At 69.3% G+C, this 13,851-nt stretch carries 11 protein-coding genes; 10 read left to right on the top strand and 1 reads right to left on the bottom strand.

Translation table 11 applies throughout. The features are described from left to right. Positions 1-34 precede the first annotated feature (34 nt). The 8 genes from HUK68_RS07110 to HUK68_RS07075 all read left to right on the top strand — a co-directional run bounded on the left by HUK68_RS07110 (position 35) and on the right by HUK68_RS07075 (position 10,788). Complete coding sequence (locus tag HUK68_RS07110; protein ID WP_175503560.1) at positions 35-2,710, top strand: LuxR C-terminal-related transcriptional regulator; 2,676 nt, start codon at positions 35-37, stop codon at positions 2,708-2,710. A gap of 102 nt (positions 2,711-2,812) precedes the next feature. Further along, on the top strand, positions 2,813-3,865 hold the full coding sequence (locus HUK68_RS07105; protein ID WP_175503559.1) for a phosphotransferase family protein: 1,053 nt from the start codon (positions 2,813-2,815) through the stop codon (positions 3,863-3,865). Positions 3,866-3,875: 10 nt separating this feature from the next. Next, on the top strand, positions 3,876-5,123 hold the full coding sequence (locus HUK68_RS07100; RefSeq protein WP_175503558.1) for an acyl-CoA dehydrogenase family protein: 1,248 nt from the start codon (positions 3,876-3,878) through the stop codon (positions 5,121-5,123). Positions 5,124-5,132: 9 nt separating this feature from the next. Beyond that, positions 5,133-5,930: an enoyl-CoA hydratase/isomerase family protein gene (locus HUK68_RS07095; RefSeq protein ID WP_175503557.1), complete on the top strand. Its 798-nt coding sequence runs from the start codon at positions 5,133-5,135 to the stop codon at positions 5,928-5,930. Between the two features lie 9 nt (positions 5,931-5,939). Beyond that, complete coding sequence (locus tag HUK68_RS07090) at positions 5,940-6,935, top strand: NAD(P)H-dependent flavin oxidoreductase (RefSeq protein ID WP_175503556.1); 996 nt, start codon at positions 5,940-5,942, stop codon at positions 6,933-6,935. A gap of 3 nt (positions 6,936-6,938) precedes the next feature. Next, positions 6,939-8,540, top strand: coding sequence for a class I adenylate-forming enzyme family protein (locus HUK68_RS07085; RefSeq protein WP_175503555.1), 1,602 nt, complete (start codon positions 6,939-6,941; stop codon positions 8,538-8,540). Beyond that, positions 8,537-9,343, top strand: coding sequence for an enoyl-CoA hydratase/isomerase family protein (locus HUK68_RS07080; RefSeq protein WP_175503554.1), 807 nt, complete (start codon positions 8,537-8,539; stop codon positions 9,341-9,343). The genes HUK68_RS07085 and HUK68_RS07080 overlap by 4 nt, the downstream gene beginning before the upstream one ends. A gap of 140 nt (positions 9,344-9,483) precedes the next feature. Next, complete coding sequence (locus HUK68_RS07075; RefSeq protein WP_175503553.1) at positions 9,484-10,788, top strand: MFS transporter; 1,305 nt, start codon at positions 9,484-9,486, stop codon at positions 10,786-10,788. Positions 10,789-10,799: 11 nt separating this feature from the next. On the opposite strand, the gene HUK68_RS07070 is transcribed toward HUK68_RS07075, so the two are convergent. Next, positions 10,800-11,501: a FadR/GntR family transcriptional regulator gene (locus HUK68_RS07070; RefSeq protein WP_244146281.1), complete on the bottom strand. Its 702-nt coding sequence runs from the start codon at positions 11,499-11,501 to the stop codon at positions 10,800-10,802. A 121-nt stretch (positions 11,502-11,622) separates the two neighbouring features. Between HUK68_RS07070 and HUK68_RS07065 the strand changes: the two genes are divergently transcribed. After that, complete coding sequence (locus tag HUK68_RS07065; protein ID WP_175503552.1) at positions 11,623-12,591, top strand: Bug family tripartite tricarboxylate transporter substrate binding protein; 969 nt, start codon at positions 11,623-11,625, stop codon at positions 12,589-12,591. Between the two features lie 6 nt (positions 12,592-12,597). Continuing rightward, positions 12,598-13,800 carry a mandelate racemase/muconate lactonizing enzyme family protein gene (locus HUK68_RS07060; protein ID WP_175503551.1) on the top strand — a complete coding sequence of 401 codons (1,203 nt, stop codon included), beginning with the start codon at positions 12,598-12,600 and terminating at the stop codon, positions 13,798-13,800. The last annotated feature ends 51 nt before the right edge of the window (positions 13,801-13,851 follow it).

The raw sequence follows: 13,851 nt of genomic DNA, 5'->3' as shown, positions 1-13,851 counted from the left end.
AGCGCCTCGACCAAGCTGACCCATTACAAGAACGGTGACCGAGACAAACCCTCATTCCCTCCGGCTGGAGCCCGGGCGCATCGAGCGCCGGCAACTGCTCGCGCGCCTGGCCGAGGCGCGCCACAAGAAATGCGTGCTCATCCACGGGCCGGCCGGCAGCGGCAAGACCTCGCTGGCGCTGCAATGGCGCGCACAGGCGCTGGCGTTCGGCCAGGACGTGGCCTGGCTCACGGTGCAGCCCGGCGACGACGGCCAGGCGCTGCTGCAGCCGCTGCTCGAGGCGCTGGACCGCGTCGATCCCGACATCGCGCATGAAGCCCGGCTGCTTTACAACCGCGGCGGCAGCCTGCGTGCCGATGCGATTGCCATTGCGCTGCTGCGCGCGCTGCTGGCGCGCAGCCGGCCGCTGCTGATGGTGATCGACGACTGGCAGAACGTCACGGACACGCCGGCGCATGCGGTGCTGCAGACGCTGCTGGACTTCGCGCCGCCCGCGCTGCATCTGGTGCTGGTGTCGCGCAGCGTTCCCGCGCTGTCGCTGGCGCGGCTGCGCGACCAGGGCATGCTGGAGGAACTGGGCCCGGCCGAACTGCGCTTCACGCTCGAGGAGGTGCAGCAGTTCATGAAGGCGCGGCCGCAGCGCCACGACGCGGGCGTCGACGCGCGCCGGCTGCTGGAGATCACCGACGGCTGGGCCGCGGGTCTGCAGCTGCTGGCCCTGCAGCCGCGCACGCCGGCCTCGCCGGTGCAGAACGCGCAGGACTTTGCCGCGTATTTCAACCGCGAGGTGCTGTGCCGGCTGGACAAGGGCGCGATCGACGCGATGACGCGCCTGGCCGTGGCGCGCGGCTTCAATCAGGCGCTGGCCAATGAACTCGCGGGCGCCCGGATCGGCCCGGCGCTGCTCGAGCGCCTGCAGCGCGAGCATCTGTTCGTGCTGCCACAGCACGATGCGGCAACGCCCGGCTGGTTTCGCTTCCATCCGCTGTTCCGCGAACTGCTGCTCGAGCGCTTCAAGGGCTTGCCGCCGCGGCAGCAGCAGGCAACGCATGCGGTGCTCGCGCGCTGGCTGGGCCAGCGGCGCCATCTGCGCGAGGCCGTGCACCATGCGGTGGCCGCGGGCGATGTCGAACAGGCCGCGGCCTGGGTCGAGCGCTGGGCCCGCACGCTGTTTCTGCACGGCGAGCTGCAGCAGATCGTGCGAGCCGTCGCCGAGCTGCCGCGCGCCGTGCTGCACGCCCGCCCCTCGCTGCTGCTGTGGCTGGGCTGGACCCAGCTTTGCTACAACCAGTTCGCCGCCTGCCACGGCACGCTGGCGGCGCTGCAGTCGCAGCAGAATGCGGGCGACGGTGAAGGCCGCGCACATGCCACGCTGCTGGCGTTCTCGCTGGCGCTGCAGGAGGACGATCTGCTCACCGCGCAGGCGCTGCTGCCGGCGATGAAGGCGCTGCGCGAAGCCGAGGACGTGGTGCTGGTCGGCGGGCGGCGCAACCTGCTGGGCTGGATGCATGCGCACATGGCCGACTACGCCAGCGCGCGCGAGGTGCTGCAGGGCCCGCCGCTGCTGCGCGACGACGGCACGCCGCTGCTGGATTCGGCGTTCGGCCATCTGATGAACCAATGCCTGCTGGGCCTGTCGTGGCTCTATGCCGGCGATGTGCGCTCGGCCGAGCCGGTGCTGCGCGATGCGCTGGCCCGTGCCGAACGCGAGCTGGGCCGCTACAGCGAACTGGCCTGCAATGCCGCGGCCTATCTGTCGGCCACGCTTTATGAGACCAACGCCCTGGACGAGTTGCGCCAGTTGCTGGACGGCCGGCTCGACACCATGGAGCGCGTGGTGCTGCCCGATGCGCTGGTGACGGTGGCGCTGGCCAGCGCCCGGCTGCGCCGCGCCGACGGCAACCCGCTCGAAGCCATCGAAGGCCTGGAGCGCATCGACGAACGCGCCCAGCGCCGCTCGCTCGACCGGCTGCAGGCATTTGCGATCAGCGAGCGCGTGCGCTGCCTGCTGCACATGAATGACCTGGCCGGCGCCGCCGCCATGCTGGGCAGGCTCCAGGCCCTGGCCGCGCGCCATGCCGGCGGCCAGGGTCCGGTCAGCCAGCGCATCCAGGGCCTGGCGCGTTTCATCGAGGCGCTGTACCACGCGGCGCAGCTTGACGACCGCGCCGCGCTGCTGGCGCTGGGCGAGTGCGGGCGCGACGACACCGCCTTGCTGCAGCGCCGCGACCGCTGCGCGACGCGGGTGCTGCGCGCGCTGCTGCTGGCGCGGCTGGGCGAGCGCGCGCAGGCGCTGGCCATCATGCGCGACGCGCTGCAGCAGGGCCAGCAGCAGGGCCTGGTACGCACCATTCTCGACCTGGGTGACGAGGCCCTGGCGCTGGCCGATGCCTGCGCCGATGCCTATGGCGCGCAAGACCCGGTGCTGCCGTTCTATGTCGAACAGTTGCACCAGCAGCGCCAGCGGCACCAGCCGGCCGCGCGCCCGGCGGGCGCCGCGGCCCCCGAGCCCTTGTCGGAACGCGAGACGGAAATCCTGCGCGCGCTGGCGCAGAGCATGTCGAACAAGCGCATCGCGCAGGCGCTGGGCATCTCGCCCGAAACCGTCAAATGGCATCTGCGCAATGTCTATGCCAAGCTGGGCGTCATGGGCCGCGACGATGCGGTGGCCAGCGCGCGCAGCCTGGGCCTGGTGTCGGCCCAGGCCTGACAGGGCTTGCCCCGAGAGGGCAAACCCGACCTACCCGCCGCGGGGGGGTGGGTGGCAGGGGGCGGCCCGCATGATGGACCCAAGCCCACTCCCTGCCACTCCATGCGCCCCTCTTCTTCCGCCTCCCAGGCCTTCGACCCCCGGCGTCTCGATGCTTTCCTGCGTGCGCGCCTGCCCGGGCTTGACGGCGCCATGCAGCTGCAGGCCATTGGCGGCGGCCAATCCAACCCGACATTCTTCGTGAGCTATGGCCCGCGCCGGATGGTGCTGCGCAAGAAGCCCGCGGGCGAGGTGCTGCCCTCGGCGCATGCCGTGGACCGTGAATACCGCGTGATGCAGGCCCTGGCTTCGACGGCGCTGCCCGTGCCGCCCGTGGTGCTGTACCACGCCGAGCCCGAGGTGATCGGCACGCCCTTCTATCTGATGGAGCGTGTCGAGGGCCGCGTGTTCAACGACAACGACCTGCCGGGCCTGGCGCCCGCGCAGCGCCGCGCGCTGTACCTGGCGATGGCCGACACGCTGGCGACGCTGCATGCGGTGGACTGGCGCGCCGCGGGCCTGGCCGGGTTCGGGCGCACCGAGGGCTACTTCGAGCGCCAGCTCAAGCGCTGGCGCCAGCAGTGGGAGCTGTCGCGCACCCGCGCCAACCCGCCCATCGATGCGCTGCTCGAATGGCTGCCCGGAAACATCCCGCCAGGCGATGAAGTCACGCTCACGCATGGCGACTTCAAACTCAACAACCTGCTGTTCCATTCCACCGAGCCGCGCGTCGTCGCAGTGCTCGACTGGGAGCTGTCGACGCTGGGCCATCCGCTGGCCGATGTCGCCTTCAACACCGCCGCCTGGCGCACGCTGCCGGCGGAATTCGGCGGCATCCGCGGACTCGATCTCGAGGCGCTGGGCATTCCGTCCGAAGGCGAGTACCTCGCGCATTACTACCGCCGCGCGGGCCGCGACGATCCCGCACGGCAGGCCACGGCGTTCCACTGGGCCTTTGCGTTCATGCGCTGGGCGGTGATCTTCGAAGGCATTGCCGCGCGCGCCGCGCAGGGCAATGCCGTGGCCGACAACGCCGCGCAGATCGGCGCGCTGGGCCGGGCCATGGCCGAACGCGGCCTCGAAGCGCTGGAATCCCCGGCCGAATCGTTTCATTGAGGAGAGCGACTTGCATTTCGAATACCCCGAAGACACCCGTCAGATGCAGGCCACGCTGCAGGCCTTCATGCAGCAGCATGTGATCCCGCGCTACCACGACTTCGACCGCATCGCGGCCACCGGCATCTTCCCCAGCGAGGTGGTCGAGCCGCTGAAGGCACTGGCGCGCGCGGCCGGCCTGTGGAACCTGTTCCTGCCGGGCCTGCGCGACGACGAGCCCGGCACGCGCCTCAGCAACATGCAGTACAGCCCGCTGGCCGAGATCATGGGACGCGTGCCCTGGGCCGCCGAGGTGTTCAACTGCAATCCGCCCGACACCGGCAACATGGAACTGCTGCACCTGTTTGCCACGCCCGCGCAGCGCGATCGCTGGCTGGTGCCACTGCTCGAGGGCCGTATCCGCTCATGCTTCTCGATGACCGAACCCGATGTCGCGTCGTCGGACGCCACCAACATCTGCACCACGATACGCCGCGAAGGCGACGAATATGTGATCAACGGCCGCAAGTGGTTCACGACGGGGGCGCTGCATCCGAACTGCAAGTTCGCCATCGTGATGGGCGTGACCAACGAGGACCCCGACGCCGCGCGCCACCAGCGCCATTCGATGGTCATCGTGCCGCTCGACACCCCGGGCCTGCGCATCGTGCGCAACGTGGCGATCATGCACCACCATGCGCCGGACGGGCATTGCGAGGTGGTCTACGACAACGTGCGCGTGCCGGTGGACCATCTGCTGGGCGAGGAAGGCGCGGGCTTCGCGCTGGCCCAGGCGCGCCTGGGCCCGGGCCGCGTGCACCACTGCATGCGCACCATCGGCCAGTGCGAGCTGGCGATGGAGCTGATGTGCGAGCGCGCGCTCACGCGCCGCGCCTTCGGCAAGCACCTGAGCGATTACGCCAACGTGCAGGACTGGATCGCGCAGTCGCGCGTCGAGATCGACCAGGCGCGGCTGCTGGTGCTGCAGGCCGCGTGGAAGATGGACACCTACGGCAACAAGGCCGCGCACATCGATGTATCGGCCATCAAGCTGGTGGCCGCGCAGCTGCAGACGCGCGTGGTCGACCGCGCGATCCAGGTGTTCGGCGCGATGGGCATCACGCCCGACACGCCACTGTCGTACCTCTGGTCGTGGGGCCGCGCCATGCGCTTCTTCGACGGTCCCGATGAAGTGCACCTGCGCGCCATCGCGCGTGCCGAACTGGCACGCGCCCGCGAACATCTCGGCGCCACCGCGCCCTACTACGCCGCAGCCTAAGGAGTGTCCATGGCCTATCCCGACAAACCCACGGACGGCAGCGTGCTGCACTGGCGCGACGGCGCGGTCGCGCACATCCGCTTCAACCGGCCCCAGGCCCTCAACGCCATCGACCGCGACATGGCCGCGGCCTTCGCGCGCGCCTGCAAGGAGGTGCAGGCCGATGGCGCGGTGCGCGCCGTGCTGCTCAGCGGCGAAGGGCGGGCCTTCATGGCCGGCGGCGACATCGGCGAGATGCGCGCCGACCCGGCACGCGCCGCGGAGGAACTGATCGCCGGCATGCATGGCGGCATCCGGCGGCTTGCCGCCCTGGATGCGCCCGTCATCTGCGCGGTGCAAGGCGCGGTGGCGGGCGGCGGGCTGGGCCTGATGCTGGCCTGCGACCTGGCGCTGGCCGCCGAGGGCACGCGTTTGAGCGTCGCCTACCCGGCCATTGGCGCGAGCTGCGACTGCTCCACCTCATGGAGCCTGCCGCGCGTGCTGGGCCTGCGCAAGGCCATGGAACTCGCGCTGCTGGGCGACACCGTGGATGCGGCACAGGCGCTGCAGCTGGGCCTGGTCAACCGCGTGGTGCCGGCCGCGCAGCTCGAGGCCGAATCCCATGCGCTGGTGCAGCGGCTGGCGCAGGGCCCGACGCGCGCCTTGGGCAGCATGAAAAAGCTGCTGCGCAGCGCCGCGCAGCACAGCCTCGACGAGCACCTCGATGTCGAAGCCGCGGGCTTCATTGCCTGCACCCAGACCGAGGATTTCCACGAAGGCACGCGCGCCTTTTCCGAAAAGCGCGCGCCGCAATTCCAGGGCCGCTGAGGAGAGACCATGAAAACACGCATCACCGAACTGCTGGGCACGCGCTACCCCATCATCCAGGGCGGCATGCAATGGGTGGGCACGGCCGAACTCGCGTCCGCGGTCTCGAACGCGGGTGGCCTGGGCGTGCTGACCGCGCTGACCCAGCCTACGCCCGAGGCGCTGGCGCGCGAGATCGCGCGCTGCCGCGACATGACCGATCAACCGTTTGGCGTGAATCTCACCATCCTGCCCTCGGTCAACCCGCCGCCCTATGAAGCCTATCTCGATGCGGCGCTCGACAGCGGCGTGCGCGTGTTCGAGACCGCGGGCAACAGCCCGGCGGCGTTCATCGAGAAGATCAAGCGCCGCGGCGCGCGCATCATCCACAAATGCACCAGCGTGCGCCATGCGCTGTCGGCCGAGCGCCGCGGCGTCGACGCCATCAGCATCGACGGCTTCGAATGCGCGGGCCACCCGGGCGAAGACGATGTGCCGGGCCTGGTGCTGATTCCCATCGCCACGCGCGCGCTGCGCATTCCGGTCGTGGCGTCGGGCGGCATAGCCGACGGCCGCGGCATGGCGGCCGCATTGGCGCTGGGCGCCGAAGGCGTGAACCTGGGCACGCGCTTTTGCGCCACGCTCGAAGCGCCTATCCATGCGCAGATCAAGCAGGCGCTGGTGCGCGCCAGCGAACGCGACACGCAGCTGATCTTCCGCACGCTGCACAACACCGGCCGGGTGCTGAAGAACGCGATCTCCAACGAGGTCGTGGCCACCGAGCGCCGGCCCGGGGGCTGCGAGTTTGCCGATATCCAGCCGCTGGTCTCGGGCCGGCGCGGCCGCGACGCCCTGCACAGCGGCGAAGTCGATGCGGGCCTGGTGTGGGCCGGCCAGGTCGTGGGCCTGATCGACGACCTGCCCTCGTGCGAGGTGCTGATCGAACGCATGGTGCGCGAATGCCGCGAGGCCCTGGCCCGTGCCAGCCGGCTGGCGGCCGCGGCCGAACTTTGCGAGGAGGCCTGAGCCATGTACGAGACGCAGACCGAAATCCATTACGGCGAGCGCCGGATGCGCTGCTTCCGTGAGCGGCCGCGCGACCTGGTGTCGCTGTGGCGCGCCACGGCAAAACGCCGGCCCCAGGCCGAGGCCCTGGTCTGCGGCGAGCAGCGCCTGAACTGGGCCGAACTCGACGAGCAGGTGATGCGCGTGGCCGCGGGCCTGCGCGCGCAGGGCGTGGAGCGCGGCGACCGCGTGGCACTGCTGCTGGCCAACGGCGCGGAGTTCGTCATTGCCAGCTATGCGATCCTGGCCCTGGGCGCGGTGCTGCTGCCGCTGAGCGTGCGCGAACAGACGCCGGGCCTGGCGTACATCCTGCGCAACGCGGGGGCGCGCGCGCTGATTCTCGACGCCGAGCTGCGCAATCTCGCGCCCGATGCCGAGGCGCTGCCCGATCTGCAACTGCGCGTGTTCGTCGGCGAGGCCGACGCGGGTGCCGGCACCTGTAGCTTTGCCGCGCTGCTGGCCCACGCCCCGCTGCTGGAGCCGGTCGACATCGATGAGGAGGACCTGGCGCTGCTGGTCTACACCTCGGGCACCACCGGTTTTCCCAAGGGCGCGATGCTGACCCATCTGGGCGTGGTGCACACCATCTTGCACTATGCGCAGGCGCTGGGCCTGGATGAAAACGTGCGCGGCTGCGTGGTGGTGCCGCTGAGCCACATCACCGGGCTGGCGGCGCTGATGGCGGTCTCGCTGGGCCTGGGCGGCACGCTGATCGTGGTGCCGCATTTCAAGGCCCAGCAGTTCCTGCCGCTGGCCGCGCGCGAGCGCATGAGCTACACCATCATGGTGCCGGCCATGTACCAGCTGTGCCTGCTGCAGCCCGACTTCGCGCAGCACGACCTCTCGGCCTGGACCGTGGGCGGCTATGGCGGCGCGCCCATGCCGCCCGAGACCATCGACCGCATGGCGCACCTGCTGCCCGGCCTGCGCCTGTCCAACTGCTATGGTGCGACCGAAACCACCTCGCCCGTGGCCGTCATGCCGGCGCAGCTCACGCGCGCCCATCTCGACAGCGTGGGCCTGGCCCTGCCCTGCGCCGACATCGCCGTGATGGACGACGACGGGCAGCCGGTTGCCGCGGGCGAGATCGGCGAGCTGTGGCTCAAGGGACCGATGGTCGCCAAGGGCTACTGGCAAAACCCGCAGGCCACGCGCGAGGGCTTCATCGACGGCTATTGGCGCAGCGGCGATGTCGGCAAGGTCGATGCAGAAGGCTTCGTCTACGTGCTCGACCGGCGCAAGGACATGCTCAACCGCGGCGGCTACAAGATCTTCAGCGTCGAGGTGGAGAACACGCTCAGCGAGCACCCGCAGGTGCTCGAAGCCGCGGTGGTCGCCCGGCCCTGCCCGGTGCTGGGCGAGCGCGTGCATGTATTCGTCACGGCGCGCGAAGGACAGGTGCTCGATGCCGAGGCACTGCGCAGCTTCTGCGCCGCGCGCCTGGCCGACTACAAGGTGCCCGAAAGCTTCACGCTGCGCGCCGATCCGCTGCCGCGCAACGCCAACGGCAAGCTGCTCAAGCGCGTGCTGCGCGAGGAGCTGCTGGGCACGGGGGCCGCGGCATGAGCGCCGCGGTCGTCTCCTGCCGGCAGCTCGAGCCCGGCATCGGACTGTTGCAACTCCAGCAGCCCGCGCGCCGCAACGCGCTGAGCCTGGCGGCGATGAACGAACTGCATGCGCAGCTCGACGCGCTGCTGGCCGACCGCGGCCTGCGCGTGCTGATCATCACCGGCCAGGGCGAAGGCTTTTGCGCCGGCCTCGATCTCAAGTCGGTGCTCGACGCCGAGGGCGTGTTCACCCCCGACGTGCGCGAGGCCATGGCGCTGCAGCACCGGTTTGCCGGGCTGATGCAGCGGCTGCGGCAATCCGACGTGGCGGTGATTGCCGCCGTCAACGGCGCGGCCGTCGGGGCCGGCATGGCACTGGCGCTGGCGGCCGACATCCGCCTGGCCGCGCCCGAGGCCGCCTTCCATGTGGGCGCGGTGAAGATCGGCCTCACCGCTGGCGAATGCGGCCTGAGCTACCACCTGCCGCGGCTGATCGGCGCGGGCCGCGCGTTCGAGATCATGCTCACGGGCCGGCCCGTCGAGGCTGCCGAGGCACTGCGCATCGGCCTGGTGGCAGACGTCGTGGAACGTGCTGCGCTGCCGGCGCGCGCCCTCGCCTGCGCGCAGCAGATTGCCGCGCAGGCGCCCTATGCGAGCGCGCATACCAAGCGCGTGATGTGGCAGAACCTCGACGCACCCAGCCTCGATGCCGCGATCGAACTGGAAAACCATGCCCAGGTGCTGGGCCTGATGACCCAGGACTTCCAGGAGGCGGCGCAGGCCTTCGCACAGAAACGCGCGCCGGTCTTCATCGGCCGCTAAGCCAGTCGACAGACGCTGCGGGCGCCCGGTTCGCGCGAAGGAAAGGAGGTTGGGCTTCCCCAGGGAAGCGTCTTGGACAGCAATGCAGAGGGGTGGCAATCAGACCATCCACGAAACCATCAACGAGAAATGGACGAGACATGAGCAATGCCAGTGTTCTGGGTGCAACCCACAAGATACCCGCCAAGACCGCGCACGCGGATTCCAAGCGCGCCGCGGCCTCGGGCTTCGTCGGCACGCTGATCGAGTATTACGACTTCAGCCTCTATGGCTACATGGCGGTGGTGATCGCACCGCTGTTCTTTCCCAGCGGCGATCCCACGGTCTCGCTGCTGGCCGCGCTGGCGGTGTTCGGCACCGCGTATTTCGTGCGCCCGCTGGGCGGCATCGTGTTCGGCCATATCGGCGACAAGTACGGCCGCAAGACCGCGCTGCTGGGCACGCTGATCTGCATGGGCGTGGGCAGCACGCTGATGGGGCTGCTGCCGACCTTCGACCAGGCGGGCTACTTCGCCACCGCGCTGCTGGTGCTGGTGCGGCTGCTGCAGGGCTTTTCCGCGGGCGGCGAAGTCGGCGGCTCGGCGACCTTCATCTCCGAGTCCTCGCCGCCGCACCTGCGCGCCACCTTCGGCTCGTTCACGCCCATGGGCTCGACCGGCGGCTTCGCGCTCGCGGCCGCCGTGGCCGGCGCCGTCACGGCCCTGACCACGGCCGAGCAGATGGCCAGCTGGGGCTGGCGCATTCCCTTCCTGCTGGCCCTGCCGCTGACGCTGCTGTGCATCTGGGCGCGCACCCGCGTCAAGGAAACCTACGAGGGCACGCCCGAGAAGAAGGAGCACTCGCCGGTGCGCGAACTGTTCCGCTTCCAGGGCAAGGCGCTGCTGCAGTCGACGGCCATCAGCGCCGCGACCAACGGCACGGCCTATATCGGCCTGACCTACATGAGCATCCATCTGGTCAAGCAGCTGGGCTATCCCGCGAGCAGCGTCTACTGGGTCGCCACGCTGGCCATCGGGCTGTCCGCGCTGCTGATGCCGCTGGGCGGCTACATCGGCGACCGCATCGGCCTGCGCCGCCTGATGCTGGCGGGCCTGGTCGGCTACATCATCGTCACCTACCCGGCCATGGCCTTGATGGAGCGCGGCCTGGCGATGGCCACGCTGGCCTATATCGTGCTGATGCTCAACACCGTCGCCACCCAGGTCAGCGCCTATACCATCCTGCCGGTGCTGTTCGAGCCCCGGTACCGCTACACCGGTGTCGCCAGCGGCTGGAACTTCGGCGTGATCATCGCCGGCGGCACCGCGCCCTATATCGCGGTCAAGCTGGTGCAGCTCACCGAGAACCGCCAGTCGCCCGCGTACTTCGTCATCGCGGCGGCCATCGTCGGCCTGATCGGCATCCTGTCGATCCGGCGCGACCAGTGCAAGGCGATCGCGTATTGAGCCGATGCGCGCTAGCGCGGCTCGATATGCTCGATGCGCACCACCGCGCGCGCGATCAGCGCCAGCACCGCGGCTTCCGCGGCGGGCGCATCGCGCATTTCAATCGACTGCAGCAGGGTCCGGTGCAACGCCAGGGCCTCGGCATCGGAGCCCCAGGCATCGCTTGAGGCCTGGAAGCTGGTTTTCCAGACGGCCGACAGCGCCGTCTCCAGCTGCATGATGAACTGGTTGCCGCACGCGCGCACGACGGCGCCGTGAAAGCGCAGATCGGCTTCGATATAGGACGCCTGGGTACGGGCCTTCTCCATGGCCTCGAAGGCCGCGCGGATCTCGGCCACCTTCTCGGGCCGGGCCCGGGCGGCGGCCAGCCGCGCCGCCAGCGGCTCGATGGTCTGGCGCAGCTCCATCAGGTCGGCAATCAGCTGCCTGTCAGGCGGCGCCTCGCTCTGCCAGCCCAGCACCGCGGGATCGAACAGATTCCACTCGGCGCGCGGCAGCACATGGGTGCCGGTGCGCGGGCGAATCGACACCAGTCCCTTGGCCGCGAGGCTCTTCATGGCTTCGCGAATGATCAGCCGGCTCGCGCCATAGGTTTCGGCGAGTTGCGGTTCAGTGGGCAGCTTCGCGCCTTCAGCGTAGCGCCCGGCAACGATGCTCGCGCCGACTGCATCAACGATTTGGTGGTGAAAGTTGCGCAGGCGTGGTGGAGGCATAGGCTGCAAGCATAACCGCAGCCCTGCGCAAGACTGGCTTGCGTCAATCATATGATGATTGTATTATTGCGACCGACGATCAGCACCGTCCCATAAATCAACCAAGAGCTGGAGACAAATCATGAAAAAGAAACTTGTCGCCCTCGCGCTGGGCTTTGGCGCGACCCTGGCCTGGCACCCGCTGGTGCATGCCCAGGACTTTCCCAACAAGCCGATCCGCATGATCGTGCCGGTACCGCCGGGCGGCTCGGGCGACCTGGTCTCGCGCCTCACCGCCACCGCCGCGGCCAAGGAGCTGGGCCAGTCCATCGTGGTCGAGAACCGCCCTGGCGCCACCGGCAACATCGGCACCGCGGCGGCCGTGAAGGCGCCAGCCGACGGCTACACCATCTTCCTGTGCAGCATCGGCAACTGCTCGGTCAACTCCAGCCTCTACGCCAACCCCGGCTTCGACCTGTTCAAGGACATCGCCCCGGTGGTGCTGCTGGGCGCCTCGATCAACGTGCTGACGGCCAGCCCCAAGTCCGACATCAACAGCGTCGAAGACCTGGTGGCCAAGGCGAGGCGCGGCCAGTTGAGCTACGCCTCCTCGGGCGTGGGCGCCTCGAACCACCTTGCCGGCGAGCTGTTCAAGAAGATGGCCGGCGTCGAGCTGCTGCATGTGCCCTACAAGGGTTCGGGCCCGGCGATCACCGATTTGCTGGGCGGGCAGATCGATGTGTTCTTCGACAACGAACCGTCCATCGCCCCCTTCGTCAAGACCGGCAAGGTCAAGGGCCTCGCGGTCACGGGCAAGGGCCGCTCGGCCAACCTGCCGGAGCTGCGCTCGATGGAGGAGATCGGCTACAAGGGCTTCGTCATCGAGCCCTGGTTCGCGATCGGCGCGCCGGCCGGCACGCCCGCGGCCGCGATCCAGAAGCTCAACGCCGCGTTCAACAAGGCCTTGAAAGACCCGGCGGTGCACAAATCCATGGTCGATGCCGGCATCAACCCACTGGGCGGCGCGCCTGCGGTGCTGGGCAAGCACATCCGCGCCGAACACGACAAATGGGCGGACCTGATCCGCTCGCAAAAGATTTCCGCGGAGTAAGCACGAATGCGCATCACAGCGATTGAAACCACACGCCTGCAGACCCAGCCCAACCTGCTGTGGGTCGAAATAGAAACCGAGGCCGGCATCGTCGGCCTGGGCGAAACCTTCCGCGGTGCCGAAGCCGTCGAAACCTATATCCACTCGATGGCCGCCCCCTTGATCCTGGGACAGAGCGCGCTGGACATCGAGCGCCTGCACAAGATCCTGCTGCGCGGCTATCTGGGCTTCAACGGCAGCGGCGTGGAAACGCGCGCCGCCTCGGCCATCGACATTGCCCTGTGGGATATCCTGGGCCAGGTCACGGGCCAGCCCATCTACCAGTTGCTCGGCGGCGCCTGCCACGAGCGCATGCGCGCCTACAACACCTGCGCCGGCGTCGACTACAACAGCAAGAGCATCCAGCGCCGGCTGGTGCAGCCCGGCGACGCAAAGGTGCGCCATCGCTACGACGACCAGATCGCCTTCATTGAAAGCCCGGGCGAACTGGCGCAGAGCCTGGTGGAAGAAGGCTTTGGCGCGATGAAGATCTGGCCCTTTGACGGCGCCGCCGCGGCCTCGGACGGCCAGTACGTGAGCGCGCAGGCCATGCGCCAGGGCCTCGAGGTGTTCGAGAAGATCCGCCTGGCCGTGGGCGACAGAATCGAAGTGATGTGCGAGTTCCATTCGATGTGGAACGTGACGTCGGCGCTGTCGATTGCACGCGAACTCAAGCAATACCGTCCCTTCTGGGCCGAAGACCCGCTCAAGATGGACAGCCCGGGCGCGCTCGCCGACTACCGCCGGCTGGCGCAGATCCCGGTCTGCGGCAGCGAGACGCTGGCCGCCCAGGGCGCGTTCCGCGACCACCTGGCGGCACACGCGCTGGACTACGTCATGCTCGATCTGTCGTGGTGCGGGGGCATCACCGAAGCGCGCAAGATCGCGAGCCTCGCCGACGCCTACCAGAAGCCGATTGCACCCCATGACTGCACCGGCCCGGTCGTGCTGATGGCTTCGCTGCACCTGGGCCTGGCCTCGCCCAACGCCATCTTCCAGGAAGTGGTGCGCGCCTTCCTCAGCACCTTCTACAAGGACCTGGTGACCGAACTGCCGGTGCTTGAAAACGGCTACCTGCTGCGCCCTGACAAGCCGGGCCTGGGCACTTCGCTGGCCCCGGGCGTCAAGCGCGACCCGGCCGCCAGCACGCGCCGCAGCACGGCCGCCTGAGACCCGCACCCGGGCCGGCGCCGACCGGCCCTCCCCCGCTACGCCCCACAA

It is taken from the genome of Comamonas antarctica (assembly GCF_013363755.1).
Taxonomy (GTDB): domain Bacteria; phylum Pseudomonadota; class Gammaproteobacteria; order Burkholderiales; family Burkholderiaceae_C; genus Comamonas; species Comamonas antarctica.
The sequence above is the reverse complement of the archived record's forward strand: the minus strand, read 5'-3'. Positions and strand labels throughout refer to the sequence as shown.

What these genes read in the sequence shown, in the direction of transcription:
- HUK68_RS07105 (WP_175503559.1), top strand. Translation starts at nt 2,813, where the DNA reads ATGCGCCCCTCTTCTTCCGCCTCCCAGGCCTTCGACCCCCGGCGTCTC.
- HUK68_RS07095 (WP_175503557.1), top strand. Translation starts at nt 5,133, where the DNA reads ATGGCCTATCCCGACAAACCCACGGACGGCAGCGTGCTGCACTGGCGC.
- HUK68_RS07090 (WP_175503556.1), top strand. Translation starts at nt 5,940, where the DNA reads ATGAAAACACGCATCACCGAACTGCTGGGCACGCGCTACCCCATCATC.
- HUK68_RS07085 (WP_175503555.1), top strand. Translation starts at nt 6,939, where the DNA reads ATGTACGAGACGCAGACCGAAATCCATTACGGCGAGCGCCGGATGCGC.
- HUK68_RS07080 (WP_175503554.1), top strand. Translation starts at nt 8,537, where the DNA reads ATGAGCGCCGCGGTCGTCTCCTGCCGGCAGCTCGAGCCCGGCATCGGA.
- HUK68_RS07075 (WP_175503553.1), top strand. Translation starts at nt 9,484, where the DNA reads ATGAGCAATGCCAGTGTTCTGGGTGCAACCCACAAGATACCCGCCAAG.
- HUK68_RS07070 (WP_244146281.1), bottom strand. Translation starts at nt 11,501, where the DNA reads ATGCCTCCACCACGCCTGCGCAACTTTCACCACCAAATCGTTGATGCA.
- HUK68_RS07065 (WP_175503552.1), top strand. Translation starts at nt 11,623, where the DNA reads ATGAAAAAGAAACTTGTCGCCCTCGCGCTGGGCTTTGGCGCGACCCTG.
- HUK68_RS07060 (WP_175503551.1), top strand. Translation starts at nt 12,598, where the DNA reads ATGCGCATCACAGCGATTGAAACCACACGCCTGCAGACCCAGCCCAAC.